Origin of the sequence: Nonomuraea sp. NPDC050783 (assembly GCF_040802095.1) — a bacterium.
Lineage (GTDB): Bacteria > Actinomycetota > Actinomycetes > Streptosporangiales > Streptosporangiaceae > Nonomuraea.
On the sequence record NZ_JBFAHK010000007.1, the window covers coordinates 151,252 to 168,846 of the forward strand.

The 17,595-nt window shown below is 75.5% G+C and carries 19 protein-coding genes and 1 pseudogene; 5 read left to right on the forward strand and 15 right to left on the reverse strand.

Going from position 1 to position 17,595, the window contains the following annotated elements; translation table 11 throughout:
- Window positions 1-713, forward strand: a pseudogene (locus AB0H75_RS20905) (hypothetical protein); the annotation flags it as partial.
- Window positions 714-885: 172 nt separating this feature from the next.
- Complete coding sequence (locus AB0H75_RS20910; RefSeq protein ID WP_367798460.1) at window positions 886-1,884, forward strand: coiled-coil domain-containing protein; 999 nt, start codon at window positions 886-888, stop codon at window positions 1,882-1,884.
- On the opposite strand, the gene AB0H75_RS20915 is transcribed toward AB0H75_RS20910, so the two are convergent.
- The 3 genes from AB0H75_RS20915 to AB0H75_RS20925 all read right to left on the reverse strand — a co-directional run bounded on the left by AB0H75_RS20915 (window position 1,878) and on the right by AB0H75_RS20925 (window position 4,524).
- Complete coding sequence (locus tag AB0H75_RS20915) at window positions 1,878-2,807, reverse strand: pirin family protein (protein WP_367798462.1); 930 nt, start codon at window positions 2,805-2,807, stop codon at window positions 1,878-1,880. The two genes, AB0H75_RS20910 and AB0H75_RS20915, sit on opposite strands and share 7 nt — an antisense overlap.
- Before the next feature lie 34 nt (window positions 2,808-2,841).
- Window positions 2,842-3,963 (reverse strand): MBL fold metallo-hydrolase, encoded by a 1,122-nt coding sequence (locus AB0H75_RS20920; protein WP_367798464.1) that lies wholly within the window; start codon window positions 3,961-3,963, stop codon window positions 2,842-2,844.
- Window positions 3,964-4,164: 201 nt separating this feature from the next.
- Window positions 4,165-4,524, reverse strand: a complete 360-nt coding sequence (locus AB0H75_RS20925; protein ID WP_367798466.1) for an Ig domain-containing protein — start codon at window positions 4,522-4,524, stop codon at window positions 4,165-4,167.
- A 92-nt stretch (window positions 4,525-4,616) separates the two neighbouring features.
- On the opposite strand from AB0H75_RS20925, the gene AB0H75_RS20930 reads away from it, so the two are divergent.
- Window positions 4,617-4,844 carry a hypothetical protein gene (locus AB0H75_RS20930; protein ID WP_367798467.1) on the forward strand — a complete coding sequence of 76 codons (228 nt, stop codon included), beginning with the start codon at window positions 4,617-4,619 and terminating at the stop codon, window positions 4,842-4,844.
- Window positions 4,845-5,055: 211 nt separating this feature from the next.
- Here AB0H75_RS20930 and AB0H75_RS20935 read toward each other — a convergent pair whose 3' ends face one another.
- From AB0H75_RS20935 to AB0H75_RS20950, 4 genes are all read right to left on the reverse strand, one after another.
- Entirely contained in the window at window positions 5,056-5,781 is a 726-nt protein-coding gene (locus AB0H75_RS20935; RefSeq protein WP_367798469.1) for a DUF3152 domain-containing protein, read from the reverse strand.
- Window positions 5,782-5,865: 84 nt separating this feature from the next.
- The gene (locus AB0H75_RS20940) at window positions 5,866-7,341 is read right to left on the reverse strand and encodes an NAD(P)/FAD-dependent oxidoreductase (protein ID WP_367798471.1); all 1,476 of its coding nucleotides are present in this window, start codon (window positions 7,339-7,341) and stop codon (window positions 5,866-5,868) included.
- 72 nt (window positions 7,342-7,413) lie between these two features.
- Window positions 7,414-7,851: a type II toxin-antitoxin system PemK/MazF family toxin gene (locus tag AB0H75_RS20945; protein WP_367798473.1), complete on the reverse strand. Its 438-nt coding sequence runs from the start codon at window positions 7,849-7,851 to the stop codon at window positions 7,414-7,416.
- 41 nt (window positions 7,852-7,892) lie between these two features.
- A complete protein-coding gene (locus AB0H75_RS20950) occupies window positions 7,893-8,729 on the reverse strand; it encodes a helix-turn-helix domain-containing protein (RefSeq protein WP_367798475.1) in 837 nt (278 codons plus the stop codon).
- Between the two features lie 180 nt (window positions 8,730-8,909).
- Between AB0H75_RS20950 and AB0H75_RS20955 the strand changes: the two genes are divergently transcribed.
- Window positions 8,910-9,689: an acyl-CoA thioesterase domain-containing protein gene (locus AB0H75_RS20955; RefSeq protein ID WP_367798477.1), complete on the forward strand. Its 780-nt coding sequence runs from the start codon at window positions 8,910-8,912 to the stop codon at window positions 9,687-9,689.
- 7 nt (window positions 9,690-9,696) lie between these two features.
- On the opposite strand, the gene gndA is transcribed toward AB0H75_RS20955, so the two are convergent.
- Complete coding sequence (gndA, locus tag AB0H75_RS20960) at window positions 9,697-11,121, reverse strand: NADP-dependent phosphogluconate dehydrogenase (RefSeq protein WP_367798479.1); 1,425 nt, start codon at window positions 11,119-11,121, stop codon at window positions 9,697-9,699.
- A gap of 69 nt (window positions 11,122-11,190) precedes the next feature.
- Window positions 11,191-11,883, reverse strand: coding sequence for an HAD family hydrolase (locus AB0H75_RS20965; RefSeq protein WP_367798481.1), 693 nt, complete (start codon window positions 11,881-11,883; stop codon window positions 11,191-11,193).
- A 23-nt stretch (window positions 11,884-11,906) separates the two neighbouring features.
- Here AB0H75_RS20965 and AB0H75_RS20970 point away from each other — a divergent pair, with 23 nt between their 5' ends.
- Window positions 11,907-12,545, forward strand: coding sequence for an SDR family oxidoreductase (locus AB0H75_RS20970; protein WP_367798483.1), 639 nt, complete (start codon window positions 11,907-11,909; stop codon window positions 12,543-12,545).
- Between the two features lie 100 nt (window positions 12,546-12,645).
- Here the strand turns inward: AB0H75_RS20970 and ptsP are convergent, their stop codons facing one another.
- Genes ptsP through mtlA form a run of 6 tightly spaced genes read right to left on the reverse strand, consistent with a single transcriptional unit; the run spans window position 12,646 to window position 17,569 of the window.
- Entirely contained in the window at window positions 12,646-14,418 is a 1,773-nt protein-coding gene (gene ptsP / locus AB0H75_RS20975; protein WP_367798485.1) for a phosphoenolpyruvate--protein phosphotransferase, read from the reverse strand.
- On the reverse strand, window positions 14,411-14,692 hold the full coding sequence (locus tag AB0H75_RS20980; protein WP_367798487.1) for an HPr family phosphocarrier protein: 282 nt from the start codon (window positions 14,690-14,692) through the stop codon (window positions 14,411-14,413). Before AB0H75_RS20980 ends, ptsP begins: the two co-directional genes overlap by 8 nt.
- Window positions 14,693-14,710: 18 nt before the next feature.
- Complete coding sequence (locus AB0H75_RS20985) at window positions 14,711-15,715, reverse strand: zinc-dependent dehydrogenase (protein ID WP_367798489.1); 1,005 nt, start codon at window positions 15,713-15,715, stop codon at window positions 14,711-14,713.
- Window positions 15,712-16,140 (reverse strand): PTS sugar transporter subunit IIA, encoded by a 429-nt coding sequence (locus tag AB0H75_RS20990; protein ID WP_367798491.1) that lies wholly within the window; start codon window positions 16,138-16,140, stop codon window positions 15,712-15,714. The genes AB0H75_RS20985 and AB0H75_RS20990 overlap by 4 nt, the downstream gene beginning before the upstream one ends.
- Complete coding sequence (locus tag AB0H75_RS20995; RefSeq protein ID WP_367798493.1) at window positions 16,133-16,441, reverse strand: PTS lactose transporter subunit IIB; 309 nt, start codon at window positions 16,439-16,441, stop codon at window positions 16,133-16,135. Before AB0H75_RS20995 ends, AB0H75_RS20990 begins: the two co-directional genes overlap by 8 nt.
- 3 nt (window positions 16,442-16,444) lie before the next feature.
- Entirely contained in the window at window positions 16,445-17,569 is a 1,125-nt protein-coding gene (gene mtlA, locus AB0H75_RS21000; RefSeq protein WP_367798495.1) for a mannitol-specific PTS transporter subunit IIC, read from the reverse strand.
- Window positions 17,570-17,595: the final 26 nt, after the last annotated feature.

The window sequence follows — 17,595 nt, forward strand, 5'->3', positions numbered from 1 at the left end:
CCGGCGCCCTGCCCGGTACGGCCCTGCCCGGCACGGCTCCGCCTGGCGCCACCGCTCAGCCCACCCCCGGCGGCCCGGTCGCCACGCCGCCGGCCGCCGCCCTGCCCGGTACGCGGGGCATCCGTCCGGCGGTTCCGCCGACCGGCTCGCCCGGCGGTGACCTTCCGCGTCCCGCCCGTCCTCCGGTGACCCGCGGGCCCGCCACCCCCACCGCCGCGCCGCCGCGCTCCCAAGAGCCGCGCCCGTCCTCCCACGCCACCTCTGCGCCCCCGGCCGCCAGGACCGCCGTGCGTGCCACCGCCACCACCGAGCCCGCCGGCCCGCCTCCGGCCACGACCAAGGCCCCGGGCGCCACGAAGGCCCCGGCCACCAGGGAGGTCCCGGCCACGAAAGCCCCGGCCACGAAAGTCCCGGCCACGAAAGCCCCAGTCACGACGAAAGCCCCAGTCACGACGAAAGCCCCGGCCGCCACGAAGTCCCCCGCCATTGGCGAGCCGTCCGGCCGCCGGCCAGGGCCGTTGTTGTCGGTCTCGGTGCGGGTCTCGGTCGGCGTGCCGCTGCTCGACGGCGGCGTCAAGCAGCTGGAGGCGGACATCGGCGTCGGCCTGGGCTCCAGCCTCCTCGGCCTGGTCGCGGTGCCCGGCTCGGTGCTGGCCGGGCGGCAGATCGTGGTCCGCAGGACCCGCCGTCCCGGCGAAAAGGGCACCCCATAATCGTCATAAGGCGCATACCGCCGCACATGATCCTCTACTATCGGGCGTCGGACGGAGGGCCCCGGCCCTCGCGGCTTCGCGGACAAGGAGAAGTGTGGCGGCTGCGTCCCCCGCTCGGCGCCCACGCGCCGGACGGCCGCACCCGGCCGCCGCCCCCACCGTGGCCCCCACCGTGGCTCCCACCGTGGCCCCCGCCGCAGTCCTGGTCACCGTCCTGGTCACCGTCCTGGTCGCGGCCCTGGCCGCAGGGCTCCCGGTCGCCGCGGGCCCGGCGCACGCCGACCCCAAGCCCACCGCCGAGCGGCTCAAGCGGGAGCTGGCCACCCTCCAGAAGGACACCGACCGGCTCATCACCGACTACTACGACAGCCGCATCGCCCACCAGAGGGCCGACAAGGCCGCCAGGGCCGCCCGTGCGAAGCTCGCCGCCGCCCAGCAGGTCTACGACCTGCGCTCCACCGAGCTACGCGCCCTGGCCGTCGCCCACTACACCGGCGCCCGGCCGGACCAGGCCACCCTGCTCGCCTCCGGCGCGGATCCCGGGGCGCTGCTCAACCGGCTGGCTCTCGTCCAGCACCTGGTCACCCTCCAGGACGCCAGGCTGCGCGGGTTCGCCCGGGTCAGGGACGAGCGCGCGCGGGCCCAGGAGGAGACCGCGGCCCGCGCCGAGGAGCTGGAGCGCGCGCTCGGCGAGCTGGAGGAGCGCAAGGAGAAGGCCGAGAAGCAGATCGAACGCGTCAAGGACAAGATCGACCAGCTCTACCGGGCGCCCGGGATGCGGCCCGACGGCACGTTCGTCCCGCAGCTCCCGCAGGGGCCGGACAACATCACGCCGCGCATGGCGCTGGTCAAGCAGCTCATCGCCGAACGCTTCGAGGTGCCGTTCGGGATCGGCTGCTACCGCGCCATCCAGGACGGCGGCGAGCACCCGCTCGGCCGGGCCTGCGACTTCATGCTGAGCCGCGGCGGCGCGCTGCCGTCGGCGGCCGAGCGCGCCCGCGGCGACCGGATCGCCGCCTGGGCCATCAAGAACGCCCGGCGCCTCGGCATCATGTACATCATCTACCGCCAGCGCATCTGGCACGCCCGCACGGGCACGTGGCGGGCCATGTCGGACCGCGGCGGCACCACCGCCAACCACTACGACCACCCGCACATCTCCGTCTACTGAGGGGGCCGCCCGCGGACCCGCCCGCGCGGCTTGAGCCGGACGGCGGGCAGGGCGGGCGCGGGCAGCGGGTCGCCGTCGAACCCCTCGACGGTGCCGAACCCCTCGCCCTGCGCCCACTCCTTGCGGAAGGCGGCGATCTCCTCGTGCGAGCGTCCCACGAAGTTCCACCACATGACGATCTCCTCGCCGAACGGCGCGCCGCCGATGAGCAGCACCCGCCCACGCCCGGACAGCCGCACCCCGGACCGGCCCGGCGGCAGGTAGGCCAGCGGCCCCCGTTCCAGCCCGCCGACCTGCCCGTCGAGCAGCAGCAGCCCGTGCTCGAACCCGGGGTCGAGGGGCACCTCGCCCGCTCCGTCCACCGCGATCTCCGCGCCCGTGAGCGGGGTGCGGGCGGTGGCGGGGGAGAGCACCCCGCCGAGCGACCCCATGATCACCGTGGCGGTGTATCCCGGGCCCTCCAGCACCGGCAGCGCCGCGTGGTGCTCGAAGGCGGGCGCGTCGTGCCGGTGCTCGGCGGGCAGCGCCACCCAGAGCTGCACCCCGTGCAGCACCTCCTCGGCCGACTCCTCCGAGTGGGAGATGCCGCGGCCGGCGGTCATGAGATTGAGCTGCCCAGGGCGTACCTGCTGCCGGCTGCCCAGGCTGTCGCGGTGCAGCACCTCGCCGGCGAGCAGCCAGGTCACGGTCTGCAGGCCGGTGTGGGGGTGCGGGGGCACGCGCATGGCGGTCAGCTCGGGGCCGTAGGCGTCCAGGAAGCACCAGGCGCCGATGAGGCGCCGGTGGGCGCCAGGGAGGGTGCGGCTGACCGCCATCGCGCGCGGCCCGCCCAGCGGCACCGCGCGCCCCGGCAGCAGCTCGTCGCCGGGGCCGGGCTCGGCGCCGCAGCGGATCTCCTCCGGCTCACGCTCCAGGTTGCTCACCCTGGCACTGTACGCCCGCCCGTACCCTCGCGGTTCAGCCCAGCGTCTCCCACCAGCCGTCCACCGCCGGGGCGGCCGCGGCGTCCACGACCTCGCCGGGGCGCGGCACCACGATGGAGACCTCGCGGGCCTTGGCCTCGCGCCACAGCCGGTCCACCGGCTCCGCCCACGGGTGCAGCGCCAGCGTGAACGTCGCCCAGTGCACCGGCAGCAGCAGCTCGCCGCCCAGGTCGAGGTGGGCGCGGACGGCCTCCTCCGGGTTCATGTGCACGTCCGGCCAGGAGGGGCTGTAGGCGCCGATCGGCATGAGCGTCAGGTCGAACGGCCCGTGTGCCGACCCGATGCCCCGGTAGCCCTCGAAGTAGCCCGAGTCGCCCGCGTAGAAGACCCGCTTGGCCGCCCCCGCGACCACCCAGGAGCCCCACAGCGTGTCGTTGCGGCGCAGGGTCCGCCCGGAGAAGTGCCGGGCCGCCGTGGCGACGAAGCGCAGCCCCGCGACCTCGGTCTCCTCCTCCCAGTCCAGCTCGACGATCCGGTACGCGGGCACGCCCCACCGCTCCAGGTGCGCCCCGATGCCGAGCGGCACCAGGAAGGGGGCCTTCTGCGTCCGGGTCAGCGAGCGCACCGTCGCCATGTCGAGGTGGTCGTAGTGGTCGTGGGAGATCGCGATGGCGTCCACCTGCGGCAGCCCGGCGAGCGCGACCGGCAGCGGGTGGTGCCGCTTGGGGCCGACGAGCTGGGAGGGCGAGACGCGCTCGCTCCACACCGGGTCGAACAACACCCGCCTGCCCTCGATCTCCACCAGCGTCGAGGCGTGGCCGTACCAGACGGCGCGCAGGCCGTCGGCGGGGGCGGGGCCGGCCGGCGGCACGCGCAGCGGCACGGGGCCGGCCGGGCGGCGCTGCTCCTTGTTCTTGGCCAGCTCGCCGAGCAGGTTGACCGGCGGCGTGTTCATCAGGTCGGTCGGCTCGGGCATCGGGTTGTAGAAGGACCCGTCCTTGAACTGCTTCGATCCGAGGATGCGTGCCGCCCGCTCCGGGCCCGAGCCCAGCGGCCGCACGCCCAGCTCGGCCGGCACGTCGCGCAGCACCCAGCCCGCCGCCGCCAGGGCGGCGCCGCCCGTCAGGATCCGCCGTGCCGTCCGCATTCCTGCCATCGCCCACTCTCCCCTGGAGTTTCCGAGCAATCCACGTCACTCAATTCCCGTAACCGGGACCGGAGTCCCGGTGTTCCACCTCCGTACGATATATCGCGACAGTTTCGGCCGTGACGACCGGCCCCAGGGGAAGGCGCGCGCCGCCGCCGTCGTCGTAGAAGTAGACCTCGGCCGAGCCGACGGTCTGCGGCGAGGGCCAGGTCAGCTCGGCCCACTGCGCGCCGGTCCGGGGCCAGGTGCCCCAGCGGGGGTTGGCGGGGTCGCCGGGGTGCTGGGCCGGTCGTGGTCGCGGAGCCGCACGGTGAAGGTGGAGGTACCGGGCGCGGCCGGGGTGCCGGTGATCGCGCCGGTGAAGCGGTCCAGGGCGAGCCCGGCCGGCAGCGAGCCGCCGGTGACCGTGTCGTAGCGGTAGTCGAAGGTGATCGGGAGCGTGGGCTCCAGCGCGGTCTTCTCGTCCTGCTGCACGTGGATGGGCATGGACTGCTGGGACGTGGTCCCGCCCGCGTCCCGGACCGACAGCCGCAGCGTGTACTGCTCGTCGGGGCCCGGCCGCGCTTCCACCGTGGTCAGCGGCGAGCGGCACCCCGCCGCGGCGAGGGCGAGCGCGCAGCCCCGCGGCGCGCTCGCGGGCCGCCTGGAAACCCTCCGGGCCGGTGATGTGCCCGATCCGGGCGCGGCCGGTCGCCGGCAGGTGGCGGGTGGCCAGGACGCCGCCGCCCCGGTCGTCGAAGATGATCGAGTGGTCCGACTCGTCGGTGGAGCGCGTCATCGCGTACACCACCGGGACCGGCAGGTCCGGCCCGATGCTGGGGCGCGGCTCGGTGCGGCGGCCGGTGACGATGAGGCCCTCCACCCGGCGGGCCGGCAGCCGCTCCAGGTAGTGGCGCTCCCTGATGGGGTCGTCGCGGGTCTCGTCCCGCATCCGGCCCCGGCCGTTGAGCGCCTTGGAGGCGGTGCCGACCGACACGGCGACCGCCGCCGCGACGTCCCTGATCGTGGCCGGGCGGGCGGCCTGCCCGGAGGGCTGGCCAATCGTCGGTCCTTCGCGTGCTCGTGGCCCTACGGAGGTGCGTGCCACTCTACGCGGCGCCCTCACGGCCTCCTGTCCGCGGGCCGCGGCGTGCCGGGCGTGCGGCCGGGGAAGGGCCACGGGTTCGGCCGGCAGCGGCCCAGCGACTTCGACTGCTGCGCCATGACCGGGGCCGGTCGTCCGGGGCCGGGGCAGGAGAGGTGGCCGTGGCCGAGGGCGTGGCCCACCTCGTGGCTGATGAGGTAGCCGCGGTAGGCGGTCAGGTCGCCGCCGTACTGGGGGACGCCCACCGCCCAGCGCAGGGCGTTGATGATCGAGCGGGTGCCGTTCCAGCAGGACAGCTCGCCGCCGGTGCGCAGCGGGCGGCACTGGCGGATCGTCGTGCCCGGGCTGGTCAGAGCGACGCGGACCCGCACCGGGCCGTGGTCCACCCGCTGGAAGCGGGCCCAGCCGCGGGCGTCGTTGAGGATGCGGTGCACCTGGGCGGCGAACTCGCGGGGCGCGAACGGCAGCCCTCGCTCCACCTCCACCAGGTAGCGCACGGGGCTGCCGGGGCCGGGCCGCGCGGGTGCGGTGCCGGGGACGACGGCGTACCTGCCGGAGGCCGCGAACGGCACCTGGACCACGGGCGGGGGCCGTTCGGCCGGTCCCGGCCCCGGCGGCGGCGCGGGCGCGACGGATCTCCGGGACGGGCCGGGCGGTCCCGGGACGGACCGCACGGCGGGCTCCGCGCCGCAGCCGGCGGCGAGCAGGAGCACGAACAGCAGGAACGGTACAGCGCGCGGCAATCCGGCCTCCCCACGACAAGAACGACGGTGGGGAGGAAACCGATCATACGCTGGGCAAACCGAACGTCCGCGGGCAGGGGGACGTCAGGAACGGGCCGGGGCGTAGGGCGCGAGATCGATGGGCGGGCTCTCGCCGAGCGCCAGCGCCGCGGCCACCTGGCCCGCGAACGGCCCGGCCGTCAGCCCGTACGCGCTGAGGCCCGTCGCCACCACCACGCGGGAGGTCAGCGGGCCGATCAGCGGCCGGCCCGGGGCGTTCACCGGCCGCAGGCCCACCCGGGTCTCCGTCACCGTCGCCGCCGCCAGCCCCGGCGCGATCCGCAGCCCCGCGCTGAGCACCTCCTCCAGCCCGCCCAGGGTCACCCTCGGCGCGAACCCGACGTCCTCCACCGTCGCCCCGATCACCACCCGCGAGCCGGGGAAACCCAGCAGGTACGGCGCGGCGCTGGGCAGCACGATCGGCCACCACGCGGTGTCCACGCCCTCCAGGGTGGCGTGCAGGATCTGGCCCCGCCTGGGGAACACCGGCAACTCGGCGCCGAGCGGCCGGCACACCTCCCCGGTCCACGCCCCGGCCGCCACGATCACCACATCGGCCGCCACGGGAACCCCGTCACCGTCGCTGGCCGCCACGGGAACCCCATCACCGTCGCTGGCCGCCACGGCAAACCCGTCGCCGTCCCCCGCTGCCACTGGGGCTCCGTCGCCGGGCACCCGAGCCGTGCCCGCGCTCGCGTTCGCGCCCGCGCTCGTGCCCGCGTTCGTGCCCGCGCTCGTGCCCGTGGGCGGTGGCGCGGGCGTCCCGGCGGCGGGGGCGAACGGCGTGGCCTGCCGCCACGACCCAGCGCCCCCGCTCCCGGCCTCGGCCCCGCTCCCGGGCTCGGCCCCGCTTCCGGCCTCGGCCCCGCTTCCGGCCGCTGGGGCGCGGCCGGTCTTCGCTCCGCTCTCGGCTCGCGTGCCGGGGGAGACCGGGTGCGGCGGCCGGTGGCCCGCCTCGTTCGGTCGCGGGGCGGTCGAGGGGTGGACGAGGACCTGGCCGTCCGGGGTGAGGGTGGCGGTGCCGGGGTGGATCCGGGCGCCCCGAGCGACGGCGGCCTGGAGCAGGGCGTCGCGGACCGAGCGGCCGTCCACGCGGGCGGCCCCCGGCACGAGCAGCGCGCTCAGGCTGTCCGACAGCGGCGGGAACAGCTCGGACGGAGCCGCCACGTCCGTGACCTCGCCCATCTCCGGCGCCTGCGCGTACCGGCGGCGCAGCAGAGAGCGCACCGGCTCCAGCTCCGCCGGGTCCTCGGCCACCAGCAGCGCGCCGACCTTGGCGTACCCGATGTCCTCGCCCAGCGCCTCCACGAGGTCCGGGTAGCGGCGCGCGCCCTCGCGGGTGAGCCGGTACCAGTCGTCGTCCTCGGGATGGTCCACCCACGGGCAGACGATGCCCGCGCCCGCCTGCGTCGCCTCGCCCGGATACCCGCCGTCCACGACGGTCACGGACACGCCCCGGCCCGCCAGGTGGTAGGCCGCGCTGGCCCCGACGATGCCGCCCCCGATCACCACAACACGCATACGCCAATGATCGCAGCCCCCTGACCAGCGCCGATGGCCGGGTCAGCGGACACCGTGGCGGTGGCGGGCGGGTCAGTGGCGGCGGGCCGCGTCCCAGCCGTACGCGTGCGTCAGGTGGGCCGCCACCCGGGCGAAGCGGTCGGCGTCGAGGACGGCGCCCTCGCGCCGCAGGTCGTCCTCGCCGAGGACGAAGACCCGGTCGAGCCGGAGATAGGAGGCCCGGCCGTCGCTGCCCCACGCGCCGATCGGCAGCCACTCGGGGCCGCCGTCGCCCTTGCTGGAGAGCATCATGCCCAGCAGGCGGCGGCCGGTGCGGCCGACCACCAGCAGCGGCCGGTCCTTGCCGCGGGACGGGTCCTCCTCGTACGGCACCCACGCCCAGACGATCTCGCCCGGGTCGGCCAGCCCGTCGAGGTCGGGGGAGTAGGCCAGCGTCACCGGCCCGTCGAGGGAGTGGATCTCGCGTACCGCACCCCGGGCGGGCCGGGGGTCCTCACCTAGATCGCGCATTGGGGGAGCTTATGGCCGGTGGCGGGCGGAAGGCGACTTGATCATTCCCTTCCGGGCGGGGCGAGCAGGCGGCGCAGGGCGGCCGGGGTGTGGCCGGCGTGCCGGCGGATCGTGCGCGTCATGTGGGCCTGGTCGCTGAAGCCCAGCTCGGCGGCGAGCTCGGCCAGGCTCGTCGCCCCGCCCTCCAGGCGGTCGAGCGCCCGCCCGACGCGGACCCGGTTGCGGTAGTGGGTCAGCGAGACGCCGAGCTCCTGGGTGAAGGCCCTGCTCAGCCGGTAGGGGGAGACCTTCAGCAGCGCCGCCAGCGACAGCAGGCCGCCGGCCGCGGGATGGCCGGCGGCGATGGCCTCCCGCGCGGCACCCACGACGGCCCCTGCCCCCGCCCCCGCTCCGGCCCCAGCTCGCGCGGCGGTGGCCGGAGTGGCGCCGGTGACCTGGGACAGGGCGGCCGCGACGAGGGGAAGCAGGGACTCGGTCAGCGCGAACGCCGGATCGCCGGACCGGGCGGCCGCCAGGACGCGGCGGTGCGCCAGGTCGAGGCGGGCGTCCACGTAGAGGGTGGAGCGGGCGGGGCGGGTGTCGTCGCCCGCGAGCGTGCGCCACAGGCCGGGCGACAGGGCCAGCGACGTGCACAGGTCGCCGCCGCCCGCCGGGTGGGCGAAGCGCTCCTCCTCGCCCGGCAGCGCCAGGTAGGCCGTCGCCGGATCGACCACGGCCGCACGCCCGCCCGCCCGGCGGCGGAACGTGCCGCGGCGCGCCAGCACCACCCGGTGCCGGTCGCTCAGCTCGGCGGCCGACCAGCCCCGGTGGTCGTCGACGCAGGTGACGGCGTCAAGGTCGAACCCGGGCCCGGTGGCGACACGGACGGACGAACGCACGCCCAGCACTTTACGCGGCCCCTCCGACAAAAGGCCGCGCCCGGACGCCGCGCCCGGACGCCGTGCCCGAACTCCGTGCCCGGACGCCGTGCCCGAACTCCGTGCCCGGACGCCGCCGCCGCGCCCGAACTCCGCCGCCGCGCCCGGCACGGGCCGTCCCCTGCTCTAGAATCTGATTCTGTGCCGTTGACGACAGCGTTCTTCACCCGCAAGCAGGGCGAGCTGGTCCCCGCGCCGCACGCCCGCGGTCCCTGGTCCCCCGACATGCTCCACGGCCGCCTCCTCGGCGGGCTGGCCGCCCGCGCCCTGGAGGAGCGCCACGCCGAGCCGGGCCTGCACTTCGCCCGGCTGACGGTCGACCTGTTCCGCAACAGCCCGCTGCTGCCGGTCACCGTCGAGACGTCCCTGGTCAGGGACGGGCGCAGGATCCGCGTCGCCGACGCCGTGATCTCCACCGACCAGGGCGTCATCGGCCGGGCCAGCGCCGTGCTGCTGCGCCAGGGCGAGCAGCCCGGCGGCGAGCAGAGCATCGTCACGCCCGCCTGGGACGAGCGCCCGCCCGAGGGCCCGCCGGTCACCTCCGAGGGCTGGCAGCCGCCGTTCGACCTGTGGCGGATCACCGAATGGGGCGGCCCCGGCGCCGGCCGGGTGTGGCTGCGCGAGACGTTCCCGCTAGTGGACGACGAGCCGGTGACGCCGTTCGTGCGCGCCGCGCTGGCCGCCGACTTCGCCAGCCCGATCAGCAACGTCGGCACGAACGGCCTCGGCTTCATCAACGCCGACTACACGCTCACCCTGGCCCGCCTGCCCGAGGGCGAGCTGGTCGGCGTCGAGGCCACCGGCCACCTCAGCGCGGCCGGCGTCGCGACCGGGCAGGTCACCCTGCACGACACGGCGGGGCCGTTCGGCTTCTGCGCGGTGACGGCGGTGGCCAACCCGGTCGCTCTCATCAGCCGGTGACCGGCGGTCAGGCCGGCCGCTCGGTACGGTCGCCGGACCAGTCGACGTGGAAGGCGCCCTCGCGGTCCACCCGGCGGTAGGTGTGCGCGCCGAAGTAGTCGCGCAGCCCCTGCACCAGCGCGGCCGGCAGCCGGTCGCGGCGCAGCCCGTCGTAGTAGGCCAGCGCCGAGGAGAAGCCGGGCGTCGGCACGCCGATCCGCACGGCCGTGGTCACCACGCGCCGCCACGCCTCCTGGCCCGCCGCCAGCGCCGCCGCGAACGTCGGGTCGGCCAGCAGCGTCGGCAGGTGCGGGTCGGCGTCGTAGGCGGCCCGGATCCGGTCCAGGAACTTGGCCCGGATGATGCAGCCGCCCCGCCAGATGGTGGCCATCGCGCCCAGGTCGAGGTCCCAGCCGTACTCCCGGGACGCGGCCGCCATCTGGTCGAAGCCCTGCGCGTACGCCACGATCTTGGACGCGTACAGCGCCTGCCGCACGTCCTCGACCAGCTCGCGCCCGTCCACCCCGGACAGCTTCGGGCCGGCGAGCGAGGCCGCGGCGGCCCGCTGCTCCGGATGGCCGGACAGCGCCCGCGCGAACGTCGCCTCGGCGATGCCCGTCACCGGCACGCCCAGGTCGAGCGCGCTCTGCACGGTCCAGCGGCCGGTGCCCTTCTGCTCGGCCTGGTCCACCACCACGTCCACGAACGGCCGGCCGGTCGCGGCGTCCACTTGCTCCAGCACCTCGGCGGTGATCTCGATCAGGTACGAGTCCAGCTCGCCCCGGTTCCACTCCCGGAACACCTCCGCCAGCTCGGCCGGCGTCGTGCCCAGGGCCTGCCGCAGCAGGTCGTAGGACTCGGCGATGAGCTGCATGTCGGAGTACTCGATGCCGTTGTGCACCATCTTGACGAAGTGGCCCGCGCCGTCCGGCCCGACGTGCACGCAGCACGGCACGCCGTCCACCTTCGCCGAGATGTCCTGCAGGATCGGCCCGAGCGCCTCCCACGACTCCGCCGAGCCGCCGGGCATGATGCTCGGCCCGTTGAGCGCGCCCTCCTCGCCGCCGGAGATCCCGGTGCCGACGAAGTGCAGGCCGCGCTCGCGCAGCGCGGCCTCGCGCCGCCGGGTGTCGGCGAAGTGCGCGTTGCCGCCGTCCACGATCATGTCGCCGGGCTCCATCAGCTCGGCGAGCTGGTCGATGACCGCGTCGGTGCCGGCGCCGGCCTTGACCATGATGATGGCCCGGCGTGGCCGCTTGAGCGAGGCCACGAAGCCGGCGAGGTCCTCCGACGGCACGAACGTGCCCTCGCCGCCGAACTCCTCGACCAGCGCCTGCGTGCGGCCGTGCGAGCGGTTGTGCACGGCCACGGCGTAGCCGTGCCTGGCGAGGTTGCGCGCCAGGTTGCGCCCCATGGTGGCCAGGCCGGTGACGCCGATGTCTGCCAAGTCCATTTCAAGCTCCTCTACGGGGAATACGCATGATCCAGCCCGGGAGTTCGGCACGGTATTCCGGATCCGGGCTCAATCGTCGAGCCGCACGCCGAGTTCGTCGAGCCGGCTCAGCATGTCGGCCGGGTCGGCGTACACCCGGAACGCGCCTGTCCGCTCCAGCTCGTCCCTTCCGTACCCACCCGACAGCAGCCCGATGCCGAGCGCGCCGGCCCGGCGGGCCGCGAGCAGGTCCCAGACGCTGTCGCCCACCACCATGGCATGGACCGGCTCCACCCGGACCAGAGCCGCACCGGCGAGGAACAGGTCGGGGTCCGGCTTGGCCCGCCGCACCAGGTCGCGGGTGACCATCGGGGTGTCCTCGGGCAGGCCCAGCAGGGCGAGGGACAGGCGGGCGGTGCGGGCGTAGCCGCTGGTGCAGATGGCCCACGGCACGCCGCGCGAGGTCAGCTCGGCCAGCAGCTCGGGCGCGCCGGGCAGCGGCCGCACCGAGTCGGCCTGCCGCTCGTACGCCTCCATGTGGGCCACCTGCAACCGGTCGATCTGCTCGCGCGACAGCTTGAGCCCGGTCTCGCGCAGCAGCGCGTGGACGAACAGCCCGCCGCTCATGCCGATGCGCCGGTGGATCCGCCACACCGACAGGTCGATCCCCATGCTCGACAACGCCTGCCGCCAGGCGATCACGTGCTGGTAGACGCTGTCGATCAGGGTGCCGTCGAGGTCGAACAGAAACGCCGGGGTCGGGGCGTGCGGAAACTGCGTCATGCCTCCATGACACCATGAGTCCCATGCGGATCATCATCGCGGGCGGTCATGGGAAGATAGCGCTGCGGCTGGCGGCGCGCCTCAGGGAGGGCGCGGTCGGCCTGGTGCGCAACCCCGCGCACGTCGCCGACGTCGAGGCCACCGGGGCACAGGCCGTGGTGTGCGACCTGGAGCGGGCGAGCGCCGAGGAGGTCACCGCCATCGTGCGCGGCGCCGACGCCGTCGTGTTCGCGGCCGGCGCCGGGCCCGGCAGCGGCGCGGCCCGCAAGGACACCGTCGACCGGGCCGCGTCCGTGCTCGTGGCCGACGCCGCCGAGCGCGCCGGCGTGGGGCGCTTCATCCAGATCTCCTCGATGGGCGCGGGCCGGCCCGCCGCCGGCGGCGACGAGGTGTGGGCCGCCTACATCAGGGCCAAGACCGAGGCCGAGGACGACCTGCGCCGCCGCGACCTGGCCTGGACGATCCTGCGCCCCGGCCGCCTCACCGACGAGCCCGGCACCGGCCTGGTCAGGCTCGCCCCCGAGGTGCCGCCGGGGGAGGTGCCGCGCGACGACGTGGCCGCCGTGATCATGGCGCTGCTGGAGCACCCCGGCACCGCCCGGCAGACCCTTGAGCTGGTCTCCGGCGACACGCCCATCATCGACCTCATCGCGACGGAGTAAGCCCCGGACGGCGGCGTGAGGCCGAGTGAGCCCCGAGACAGCGGCGTGAGGCCGAGCACCCGGGCGTACCGGTCCCGGGGCCGGCCGCTCCGCCGGGACGTCAGGCGAGCGCGGCGCGCGCCCGCTCGCGGCACTCCTCCAGCGTCAGCCCCGCCAGGGCCTCGCGCACCAGGGGGACGCAGGACGAGGCCATGGACAGGCTCGTCACGCCCAGGCCCGCCAGCAGCGGCGCGACGGCCGGGTCGCCCGCCGCCTCGCCGCACACCCCCACCGGCTTGCCCGCCTCCCGGCCCGCGGCGGCGCACCACTCCACCAGCCGCAGCAGGGCGGGCTGGCGCGGATCGAGCAGGTCGGCCAGGGCGGAGTGCTGGCGGTCGGCGGCGAAGGTGTACTGGGCCAGGTCGTTGGTGCCGAGGCTGAGGAAGTCCACCTCGCGCAGCAGCTCGGCGGCCCGCAGCGCGGCGGCGGGGACCTCGACCATCACGCCCGCCCGCGCGATGCCCGCGGCCCGGGCGCGGCGGGCGAAACCGGCCGCCTCCGCCACCGTCGTCACCATCGGCGCCATGACCCGCACGTCCGCCCCGGTCGCGCGGGCCGCCGCGGCGATCGCGGCGAGCTGGGCGTCCAGGACGCCGGGCAGCAGGCGGTCCACGCGCAGGCCGCGCACGCCCAGCGCCGGGTTCGGCTCCTCCGGCAGGCCCAGGAAGGGGAGGGGCTTGTCGCTGCCGGCGTCCAGCGTGCGGACGATCACCGGGCCGCCGGCGGCCGCGAACACCTCGGCGTAGGCCGCCTCCTGCTCCTCCGGCGACGGCGGCTGCCTGCGGCCCAGGAACAGGAACTCCGTGCGGAACAGGCCCACGCCCTCCGCGCCCGGGCGCAGGTCGGCGGCCGAGCCGACGTTGAGCAGCAGCGCCACCGGGTGGCCGTCGGCGGTCCTGCCGGGGCCGGTGGCGGCGGCCAGCCTGGCCCGCTCGGCGCGGTCGCGCTCCATGACCTCGGCCGCCCGCTCGGGGGTGAGGCCGACGGCGACCTCGCCGGTGACGCCGTCCACGCCGACGAGCGTGCCGTCCGGGACGTCCGCGATGGCGGGGCAGGCGACCACGGCGGGCAGGCCGCGGGCGCGGGCCAGGATCGCGGTGTGGCTGGTGGGGCCGCCCCGCTCGGTGACCAGCGCCAGCACGTCCGGGCCCAGGCCGGCGGTGTCGGCGGGGGAGAGGTCCGCGGCGGCCAGCACGTACGGGTGGCCGGGGTCGGGCAGGCCCGGCACGGGCAGGCCGAGGGCTGCGGCCACCGCCCGGTGCTTGAGGTCGTCGAGGTCGGCGGCGCGCTCGGCCAGGTAGCCGCCCAGGGCGGCCAGGGTGTCGCGGTGACCGGTGAAGGCGGCCTCCAGGGCGTGGGCCGCGTCCGCGCCGCCCCTGGCACGGCTCTCGGCCTCCTCGCGCAGCAGCGGGTCGTCGGCAATCATCGCCAGGGCCTCAAGGATCTCCGCCGCCTCGTCCCCCGCCGCGGCTCCGTCCCTCGCCGCGGCTCCGGCCGGCACGTCCCCGGTCGGTCCGGCTCCGGGCAGGGGGCCTTTCCCCGGTGCGGACGCTTCCCTCGCCGTCGCGGCTGCGGCTGCCGTACGGGCGGCGGCGGCGCGCCGGTTGAGGTCGGCGGCCACCGCCTCCAGGGCCCTGGCGACCGTCGCCGCCTCGGCCTCGGGATCCGTCACCGGGCGCGGCGCGGGCAGCCGCGGCGGCCCGGCCATCCGCACCAGCGGCCCCGCCGCCCGCCCCTGGCTGACCCCGACCCCGGCAATCCGCCCCCGCGCCCCCTCCCAGCCACCCGCCCGGTCGCCTGGCTGGTTGCCGGTGGAAGGGGACGGGTCAGGCATCCAGGGCCTCCTCCGTGTCCAGGTCGCGGGAGAGCAGGGCCGCCAGCGCGTCCAGGGCCTCCTCGGCCCCCGGGCCGTCCGCCTCCAGGGTCACCTCCGTGCCCCGCACGGCCCCCAGGGACAACACCCCCAGCATGCTCCGGGCGGGCACGGCCTTGTCGCCGAGCCGCACCGTCACCGGCACCCCCAGCCGCGCCGCCTCCTGCACGAACAGTTTGGCGGGACGGGCGTGCAGACCGCTGGCCGAGGCCACGGCCACCGTTCGCTGTGCCATGACGAAAGCCTCCAGATGTCAGGGTTCGATGGTGACCTTGATGGCCGCGCCCCGGCTGACGAGGTCGATCCCGTCGAGCACGCGCGGCAGCGGCAGCCGGTGGGTGATGAGGTCGGCCACCGGCACCGCGCCCTCCGACACCAGCCGCAGCGCGGCGGCGTTGTGGGCGGGGCTGGAGCCGTTCGCGCCGACGATGGTCAGTTCGCGGTAGTGCACCAGGTTGGCGTCCAGCGCGATGACCGGGTCGTCCTTCGGCAGCCCGCCGAAGAAGCTGATCCGCCCCTGCCGGGCCGCCATGCGCACCGCCTGCTCCTGGGCCGCGCCCGACGCGGCGGCGGTGACGACCACGTCCGCGCCCCGGCCGCCGGTCAGCTTGAGCACCTGCGCGACCGGGTCGGAGTCGATCGCGGCGTCCGGCCGTACCAGCTCGGCGGCCATCGCCAGCCGCTCGGCGTTGACGTCCACGAGGAACACCCGGGCCGCGCCGCGTGCCCGCGCCAGCCGTACGTGCAGGCAGCCGATCGGGCCCGCGCCCATGACCACCACGTCGTCGCCGGGGCCGACCCGCGCCAGCTCCTGGCCGTTGAGCACGCACGCCAGCGGCTCGGCGACCGACGCCTCGGCGAAGCCGACGTTCTCCGGGATGGCGTTGACGCCGTTGACGGCCAGCACCTTCGCCGGGACGATCAGGTACTCGGCGAAACCGCCGTCGTAGTGGTAGCCCATCGACTCCTGGTTGGGGCAGACCGTCAGGCGGCCCCGCAGGCACTCGGCGCACGACCCGCACGGGATCGCCGCGATGACCTGCACCCGGGCGCCGCTGTCGACGACCTCCCCGGCGATCTCGTGGCCCATCACCCGGGGCGGCACGATGTGGTGGTGCCCGAACTTGTAGATCTTGGCGTCGGTGCCGCAGGTCGAGCAGTTGCGCACCCGGATCTTCAGCTCGCCGGGCCCGGCGACCGGCTCGGGCGCTTCCTCGATCCTGATGTCGCCGGGGGCGTGGAATCTCGCGACCTTCACGACGTCAGCTCCTTCATCACCTGCGCCACCTCCGTGGCCTCGCGCAGTGTCCGGGCGCGTTCCGGATCGAGCAGGATCTCGGCCAGCGCCGCCAGCAGGGGAACGTGCCCGCCGTCGCGGGCGGCTATGCCGACGCACACCGTGACCCGCTCGCCGTCCCAGTCCACTCCGTCCGGGAAGCGCACGAAGCACAGCGCGTCGCGCAGGATGTCGTCCTTGGAGGCGTTCGTCCCGTGGGGGATGGCGACCCCCTCGCCGACGTAGGTGGAGAGGGAGCGCTCGCGTTCGAGCATCGCCTCCCCGTACGCCGGCGTGACCGCCCCCACCTCCAGCAGTGCCCGGCCGCAGCGGCGCACGGCCGACTCGCGGTCGGGGGCGCTCTCGTGCAGCAGCACCGCGCGGGGGTCGAGCAGGTCCTCACGCATCGACGACGCCGCCGCTCTTGATCGCGTTCACCAGCCGGGCCACGGCCGGGTCGCCGAGGAAGATCTGGAACGGCACCAGCGCCTTCCCCGGCGCGGCGGCCCGGGCGCGGGCGGCCAGGCCCGCGTGGCAGAGCACCACGTCGGCGTCGTCCGGGATGGAGTCGACCGGGGTGTGCTCCACGGTCACGCCGCTGTCCTTGAGCTGCTTGCGGAGCTGGGAGGCGAGCATCACGCTGCTGCCCATCCCGGCGTCGCAGGCGACGATGATCTTGTGGATGTCCTTGCTGTCGATGCCGGCCATGGCTCAGGCCTCCTTGGTGGTGACGGGTTCGGGGGCAACGGTCCCGGCGTCGCCGCCGGAGGTCTCCTCGTCCTCCTTCTTCTCGCCCCTGCCGAAGCCCAGCAGGACGGCGGCGACGGCGAACGACACGGCGGCGGCGACGAGGATGCCCAGGCTGGAGGCGAGCCAGCCGCCCCGGGGCGTGACGGCGAGGTAGGCGAAGATGCTGCCCGGCGACGGGGTGGCGACCAGGCCCGCCCCGGTGACCATGAACGTGAACACCCCGGCCGCGCCGCCCAGGATGACGGCCGCGATGAGGCGCGGCTTCATGAGCACGTACGGGAAGTAGATCTCGTGGATGCCGCCGAAGAAGTGGATGATCATCGCGGCGGGCGTGCTCGGCCGCAGCGCGCGCGGCCCGAACAGCAGGTACGCCAGCAGCAGCCCCAGCCCGGGACCGGGGTTGGACTCCAGCATGAACAGGATCGACTTGCCGGTCTGGGCCGCCTCGGCCACGCCCAGCGGGCTGAGCACGCCGTGGTTGATGGCGTTGTTGAGGAACAGCACCTTGGCCGGCTCGATGAGCAGCGAGGCGACCGGCAGCAGGTTGTTGGTGATCAGCCACTCGACGGCGTTGCCGGCGGCCGTGGTGATCGCCTGCACGACGGGCCCGATGGCGAGGAAGCCGACCACGGCCATCGCGGCGCCCACGATGCCGGCGGAGAAGTTGTCCACCAGCATCTCGAACCCGGCCCGGGTCCGCTCCTGCGTGAACTTGTCCACATATTTCAGGATCAGGGCGGTGAGCGGGCCGATGATCATCGCGCCGAGGAACATCGGCGCGTCCGTGCCCACCACGACGCCCATCACCGCCACCGCGCCGACGACCGCCCCGCGCTGCCCGTGCACCATCCGCCCGCCCGTGTAGGCGATGAGGACCGGCAGCAGGGTCGAGATGATCGGGCCGACCATCTTGCCCAGGCTCTCGTTGGGCAGCCAGCCGGTCGGGATGAACAACGCGGTGATCAGGCCCCAGGCGATGAACGCCCCGATGTTGGGCATGATCATTCCGGCCAGGTAGCCGCCGACGCGCTGGATCGTGGCCTTGACGCCGGTGCCGGTGACCGGAGGTGTGTAGGTGTCGGCCATGGGCTTGCTCCTTCGGGGGGTTGAGC

Excerpts from the sequence above, each read along its gene's own strand:
- AB0H75_RS20920 (WP_367798464.1), bottom strand. The coding sequence starts at position 3,963 with ATGGCAGGAATGCGGACGGCACGGCGGATCCTGACGGGCGGCGCCGCC.
- AB0H75_RS20940 (WP_367798471.1), bottom strand. The coding sequence starts at position 7,341 with ATGCGTGTTGTGGTGATCGGGGGCGGCATCGTCGGGGCCAGCGCGGCC.
- AB0H75_RS20945 (WP_367798473.1), bottom strand. The coding sequence starts at position 7,851 with ATGCGCGATCTAGGTGAGGACCCCCGGCCCGCCCGGGGTGCGGTACGC.
- gndA (WP_367798479.1), bottom strand. The coding sequence starts at position 11,121 with ATGGACTTGGCAGACATCGGCGTCACCGGCCTGGCCACCATGGGGCGC.
- AB0H75_RS20965 (WP_367798481.1), bottom strand. The coding sequence starts at position 11,883 with ATGACGCAGTTTCCGCACGCCCCGACCCCGGCGTTTCTGTTCGACCTC.
- AB0H75_RS20970 (WP_367798483.1), top strand. The coding sequence starts at position 11,907 with ATGCGGATCATCATCGCGGGCGGTCATGGGAAGATAGCGCTGCGGCTG.
- ptsP (WP_367798485.1), bottom strand. The coding sequence starts at position 14,418 with ATGCCTGACCCGTCCCCTTCCACCGGCAACCAGCCAGGCGACCGGGCG.
- AB0H75_RS20980 (WP_367798487.1), bottom strand. The coding sequence starts at position 14,692 with ATGGCACAGCGAACGGTGGCCGTGGCCTCGGCCAGCGGTCTGCACGCC.
- AB0H75_RS20990 (WP_367798491.1), bottom strand. The coding sequence starts at position 16,140 with ATGCGTGAGGACCTGCTCGACCCCCGCGCGGTGCTGCTGCACGAGAGC.
- AB0H75_RS20995 (WP_367798493.1), bottom strand. The coding sequence starts at position 16,441 with ATGGCCGGCATCGACAGCAAGGACATCCACAAGATCATCGTCGCCTGC.
- mtlA (WP_367798495.1), bottom strand. The coding sequence starts at position 17,569 with ATGGCCGACACCTACACACCTCCGGTCACCGGCACCGGCGTCAAGGCC.